Annotated in this window: 5 protein-coding genes; all 5 read right to left on the bottom strand. The window is 64.5% G+C overall.

All coding sequences use genetic code 11. From position 1 onward, the window contains the following. Window positions 1–842 (bottom strand): carbohydrate ABC transporter permease (locus tag JOZ76_RS02075; RefSeq protein WP_291696972.1); only part of this gene is annotated, 842 nt, incomplete at its 3' end. A gap of 97 nt (window positions 843–939) precedes the next feature. Beyond that, window positions 940–2,205, bottom strand: a complete 1,266-nt coding sequence (locus JOZ76_RS02070; RefSeq protein WP_291696971.1) for an ABC transporter substrate-binding protein — start codon at window positions 2,203–2,205, stop codon at window positions 940–942. A gap of 129 nt (window positions 2,206–2,334) precedes the next feature. After that, the gene (locus JOZ76_RS02065) at window positions 2,335–3,108 is read right to left on the bottom strand and encodes an enoyl-CoA hydratase/isomerase family protein (protein WP_291696970.1); all 774 of its coding nucleotides are present in this window, start codon (window positions 3,106–3,108) and stop codon (window positions 2,335–2,337) included. Continuing rightward, window positions 3,105–4,694 (bottom strand): acyl CoA:acetate/3-ketoacid CoA transferase, encoded by a 1,590-nt coding sequence (locus JOZ76_RS02060; protein WP_291696969.1) that lies wholly within the window; start codon window positions 4,692–4,694, stop codon window positions 3,105–3,107. Before JOZ76_RS02060 ends, JOZ76_RS02065 begins: the two co-directional genes overlap by 4 nt. 5 nt (window positions 4,695–4,699) lie before the next feature. Then, window positions 4,700–5,556: Gfo/Idh/MocA family protein (locus tag JOZ76_RS02055; RefSeq protein WP_291696968.1), on the bottom strand; the 857-nt coding region annotated here is incomplete at its 5' end.

Here is a 5,556-nt window from a genome sequence, read left to right as displayed (position 1 = left end):
GTGTAGGAGTACATGAAGGTGGACGGCAGCTCCGCCGCGCCGCCCGGGTTCTTGCCGGTGACCGATAGCACGAGGTCGTAGGACTTGATCGCCATGTGCGCGAGCACGATCAGCGCCGAGAAGAATACCGGGCGCATGATCGGGATGACGATGCGGCGGTAGGTCTGGTAGGTCGAGGCGCCGTCGATCATCGCCGCTTTCAGGATCTCGCCGTCGACCCCGCGCAGGCCGGCGAGAAACATCGCCATGACGAAACCCGAGGTCTGCCAGACGCCGGCGATGGCGACGCAATAGATCATCATCTGCGGATTGACGACCCAGTCGAAATGAAAGCTGGTCCAGCCCCAGTCGTGCACGGCTTTTTCGAGGCCGATGCGCGGATCGAGAAACAGCTTCCAGGCGGTGCCGGTGACGATGAAGGACAGCGCCAGCGGATAGAGATAGATCGGCCGCAAAATACCTTCGCCGCGGATTTTCTGGTCGAGCAGGATGGCCAGCAGCAGGCCAAGGAACAGGCAGAAGAATATATAGAGCCCGCCGAACAGGCCCATGTTGACCAGCGCGGTGTACCAGTTCGAGGGCGGATCGGTCTCAAAGGTCCAGTTCCAGAGCCTCAGATAATTGGTGAAGCCGATCAGGTTGGTGGTTGGGAATGCTTTCGAATTCGTGAACGACAGAAAGAAGGTCCAGAGATTGAAGCCATAGACGAAGATGAGCACGAGCAGGAATGACGGCGCGAGGACGAGCCGCGGCAGCCAGTCCTGGAAACGGCCGCGCAGCGACGGACCGGTGTGACGCTCGGCCAGCGCGGTCGCGGACTCGCGTTCGGTCATCGTGGTCATGCGTAACCTCCGGAAGCGACGCGTACGATGGCTTTAGCTCTCCCGCTTCACGTGTCGCGCGAAACGGGAGAGGGGCTCTCGAACCGCTACTTGATCTTCACTTGGCCGCGTTGATCGCCTTGACGAGTTCGGTCACCGCGACGTCGGACGTCTTGATGCCGCCGTGCATGAATTTTGTCACGACGTCATAATAGGCCGTGGCAATGGCCGGCGGCTGGGCATAGTTTTGCGCCAGCGAGCCGTAGAACGTGCCCTTCGCGTTGGCGGCCTTGACGTCGGCGATGCCCTTCTTGCCGCACATGTCGAAGGCGGCGTCGGAGACGTCGAGACGCGCCGGCACCGAGCCCTTGATGACGTTGAACGCGGACTGCACCTCGGGGCTGATGGTGACCTCGGCCAGCGCGAGTTGCGCAGCCTGGCGGTCGGCCGGCACCTTAAAGAACGCGAACATGTCGCTGTTATAAAACACCGAGCCGTCTGTACCCGGGAAGCGGTAGCACAAGTAGTCTTTGCCGGCCTCCTTGTGGGCCGCGGCGAACTCGCCCTTGGCCCAGTCGCCCATCACCTGCACCAGCGCATCGCCCTTGATCACCATGGCCGTGGCGAGGTTCCAGTCGCGACCGGCGTAGTTCGGATCGACATAGTCGCGGAGCTTGGCAAGGTTGTCGAACGCCTTTTTCATGGTGTCCGACTTCAGCGCGCTTTCGTCGAGGTCGACGAAGGCCTTCTTGTAGAAATCGGTGCCGCCGGTTGAGGCGACGATCGAGTCGAACATTGTCGCTTCCTGCCAGGGCTGGCCGCCCAGGGCGAGCGGAATGATGCCGGCCTTCTTGGCCTTGTCGAGCAATGCGACAAATTCATCAAAGTTCTTTGGCTCGGTGCCGCCGACCTTCTCCATGACGGCCTTGTTCAGCCAGATCCAGTTCACGGAATGGATGTTGACCGGAACCGCGCCCCACTTGCCGTTGATCTTGGCAAATTTCTGCAGAGGCGCCGGGATCAGCTTGTCCCAGTTCTCCTTCGTCGCCAGCGAGGAGATGTCGGCGAGCGAGCCCTGCTCGCCATATTCGAGCGCATAATAGCCGAGGATCTGCGAAGCGGTCGGCGGATTGCCCGCCGCGACATTGGCCTTCAGCGTGGTCATGGCCGCGCCGCCGCCGCCGCCGGCGACCGGCACGTCCTTCCAGGCAAATCCTTTTTTCGCGACCGCCTGCTTGATCACGTCGAGCGCTGCCGCCTCGCCGCCGGAGGTCCACCAATGCAGCATCTGCACTTCCTTGACGTCGGCCGCATGGGCCGGCACAAACACGCCGATCGTTGCGGCGGCGAGGGCCGTCGAGGCCAGCGATTTCGCGAATTTCATACGCGTTTCCTTCCCGTTTTGGTTCTTGTTGCCGGAAACGGTCCGGCTCCGTCGCGAGAAGCCTAGTCGAGCGGCTCCTGAATTTCCATCATCGTTGCGCCTCGTCGCAAGGTAGCGTGAAGAATTCTTCTAGCGCCCGACAAAGCGCGGTGCACGTTTGCCCTTGAAGGCGGCGACCCCTTCGGCAAGATCGTCAGTCATGGCCGTCAGGGCGCCGGCGAGCCCTTCGATCGGGGCATCACGGTCCTCGCCTTCGGCCGCATTGATCATGGCCTTGGCCATCTGCACGGCGAGCGGACCGCGCGCCGCGACATCGCCCGCCAGCGTTTTCGCACGCGGCAGTGCCTCGTTTGGCGCGGTCACCTCGTCGACGAGTCCGAGTTCGCAGGCTTCCTCAGCGGTGAACAGACGTCCGGTCAGCGCCATTCGCCGTACGACCGAGGCACCGAAACGGCGCACCAGGCGCTGCGTTCCCGACCAGCCGGGTATCATGCCGAGCCCGGTTTCCGGCAGCCCAAGCTTGATGCCGGTTTCGGCGACGCGGACATCCGCGACCGCCGCAAGCTCCAGCCCGCCGCCAAAAGCATGGCCGGTGAGGGCTGCGATGAGCGGCACGCGGAGCCGCGCCAATGCCTCGAAAGCGCGGTGGCCGCTGCGGGTCCAGTCGCGCCACATTTCCAGTGCTGGCAGGCCGCCCCAGGCCGCAATGTCGCCGCCGGCACAAAACGCCTTGCCCTCGCCCGTGAGGATCGCGGCGCGGGTCTCGCGCGAGGCTTCGATGGTCCGCGCCGCCTCGGCGAGTGCATCGACCATGTCGCGGTCGAGCGCGTTGAGCTTGTCGGGGCGGCGGAGCACGATCTGCGCGACGGGCCCCTCGAAAGTCAATTCGACCAATGGACTCAAGACGCCCTCCGCAGTTCAAGGCCGATCGGTTCGGGACGGAACAGCGCCGCCGCCATGGTTTTCAACTCGCGCGCAACCTTGAGCGGGAACTCGGCCTGCGCCAGCACATCCGCTTGCAGGTCGACGCCGGGCGCGATCTCGGTGATGGTCACGCCGTCACGTTCGAGCCGCAGCACGCAGCGCTCGGTGACGTAGAGAATCTCCTGGCCCTGCGCGACCGCGCGGCTGCCTGAAAACGTCACCTGCTCGACCTCGCCCACCAGCTTCTTGACCTTGCCTTCCCTGGCGATTTTCAACGCGCCACCTTCGATCTCGAGACCTGCACCGGCGGTGAAGTAGCCGGAAAAGACAATGCGTTTGGCTCGCGCGGTGATGTCGACAAAACCGCCGGCCCCCGCAGTCACATGCGGACGCGCGCCGAGCTTCGAGACATTGACCGATCCAAAACGGTCGATCTGCAGGAACGACAGCAGCGACGTGTCAAAACCGCCGCCCTGAAAATAGGTGAACTGATGCGGCGACTGCACGATGGCCTCGGCATTGGAGGCGCAGCCGAACTGGAAATCGAGCAGCGGAACGCCCCCGATCGCGCCCTGTTCGATCACCCAGGTCACCGCGCCGTGGCGGCCTTCCTCGATCAGGATGCGCGGCACGTTGGCCGAAATGCCAAAGCCGATGTTGACCGCGTCGCCGTCGCGCAGCTCCATCGCCACGCGCCGTGCGATCGCCTTGCCGACGTCGAACTTTGGCGTCTCGAACGAGGCGATGGGACGAAAGATCTCGCCTGAAATGGCCGGCTCGTAAGGCGTGTGCGTGGTCTGCAACTGCTCAGGCGCCACAACGATGACGTCGACCAGCACGCCGGGCACCACGACGTCGTGCGGGCGCAGGGAGCCGGCGGCGGCCAGCCGCTTGACCTGAGCGATGACCAGTCCTCCATTGTTGCGGACGGCGAGCGCCTGGTCGAGCGGCCCCAGAATGCCGCCCTCGTGCTCGTAGGAGAGATTGCCGCGCTCGTCCGCTGTGGTGGCCCTGACGATGGCGACGTCGGGAATGATCGCCGGGAAGAACAGCCAGTCGTCGCCCGCAAAATTCACCCGGCTCACGATCGGCTCGGCGGCAGCTTTTGCGTTCATGGCGCAGCCTTCGCGGCTGGCATCGACATAGGTGTCCATGCCCACCTTGGTCAGCACGCCCGGCCGTTTTGCAGCGGCTTCGCGGTGCATGTCGAACATGATGCCCGACGGCACGTTGTAGGCGGGCAGCGCGTTGGCCGAGATCATCTGCCAGATCGCGGGCGGCTCCGCGGAGGAGGGGCCTGAGGGATAGGAGCCGGCCAGAACTTTTGCCAGGCAGCCGGGCTTTGCGAGGTGGTCGATGCCCTTGATGCCCCACATGTCGCCGGCGGCGATCGGATGCAGCGTGGTCAGGTTGCGCGGATGGCCTTCGGCATCGAACCGCGCGCCGATCGCGGCCAGCACCGCCTCCGGGCAGCCGAGCCCTGACGACGAGGAGACGGTCACGGTGGCGTCGTCGCCGATCAGGCGGGCGGCCTCGGTCGCGGAGAGGATTCTTGGTCTTGCCATGTGCTTCAAACTTTTAGATCAATGGCGGTTTCGCGGCCAGTTCGCGCCGCCTCGCGCGTTGCGAGCGCGACGCTAAGCGACTTGATGCCGTCTTCGCCTGTCGCGGCGGGCGACCCGCGGCCGGCCACCGCGTCCTGGAATAGGCGGACCGACCGGACGTAGAGATTTTCGTGGGCGATCGAAAGCTGCCTCTCGCCGTCCTTGGTCCGCAGCATCACGTTGCCCTTCGGCATCTGGGTCATGCAATCAGTCCCGATCAGCGAACCCGCGTCGCCATGCACCTCAAAGCCGGTTGTTGCGTAACGGGTCGTGAAAGCATCGTGGCACTGGGCGAGCAGACCGCTTGCGAAGCGCAACACGCCCATCACGCCGTCTTCGAGGTTTTCGCGGCCCATGCCGCCCTGTGAGGTCATCGCCGTCACCGCGACGGGCTCATCGTCGAGCACGAAGCGCAGCGTGTCGGCATCATGCACCGTGATGTCGAGGATCACGCCGCCACCTGCCTCCGGCTTGTCGATCCGCCAGCCCTGCAGATGCGGCGGCAAATAGACGGCGTGGAACACGCGCGCGAACAGCGGCCGCCCGATGCGGCCCGCCTTGATCGCCTCGCGCATCGCCCGATGCGTCGCGGCATTGCGCAAATGATGGTTGGTGCCCATCACGAGGCCGCGTTCGCGGCAGCGCGCCACCATGGCGCGTGCGTCGTCCAAGGTGAGCGCGAGCGGTTTTTCACAGAGCACGTGCTTGCCGGCGTTTGCTGCTGCCAACACCTGGTCGCGGTGCAGCTCGTTGGTCGTGGAGATATAGACGGCGTCGATGTCATCAGACCCAAGCAGGTCGTCGAGGCGCGACGTGCTGCGGG

Origin of the sequence: Bradyrhizobium sp., assembly GCF_019244115.1 — a bacterium.
In the GTDB taxonomy this organism is placed as follows: domain Bacteria; phylum Pseudomonadota; class Alphaproteobacteria; order Rhizobiales; family Xanthobacteraceae; genus Bradyrhizobium.
Note: the sequence above shows the minus strand (reverse complement) of the source record. Positions and strands in the feature narration are given on the sequence as shown.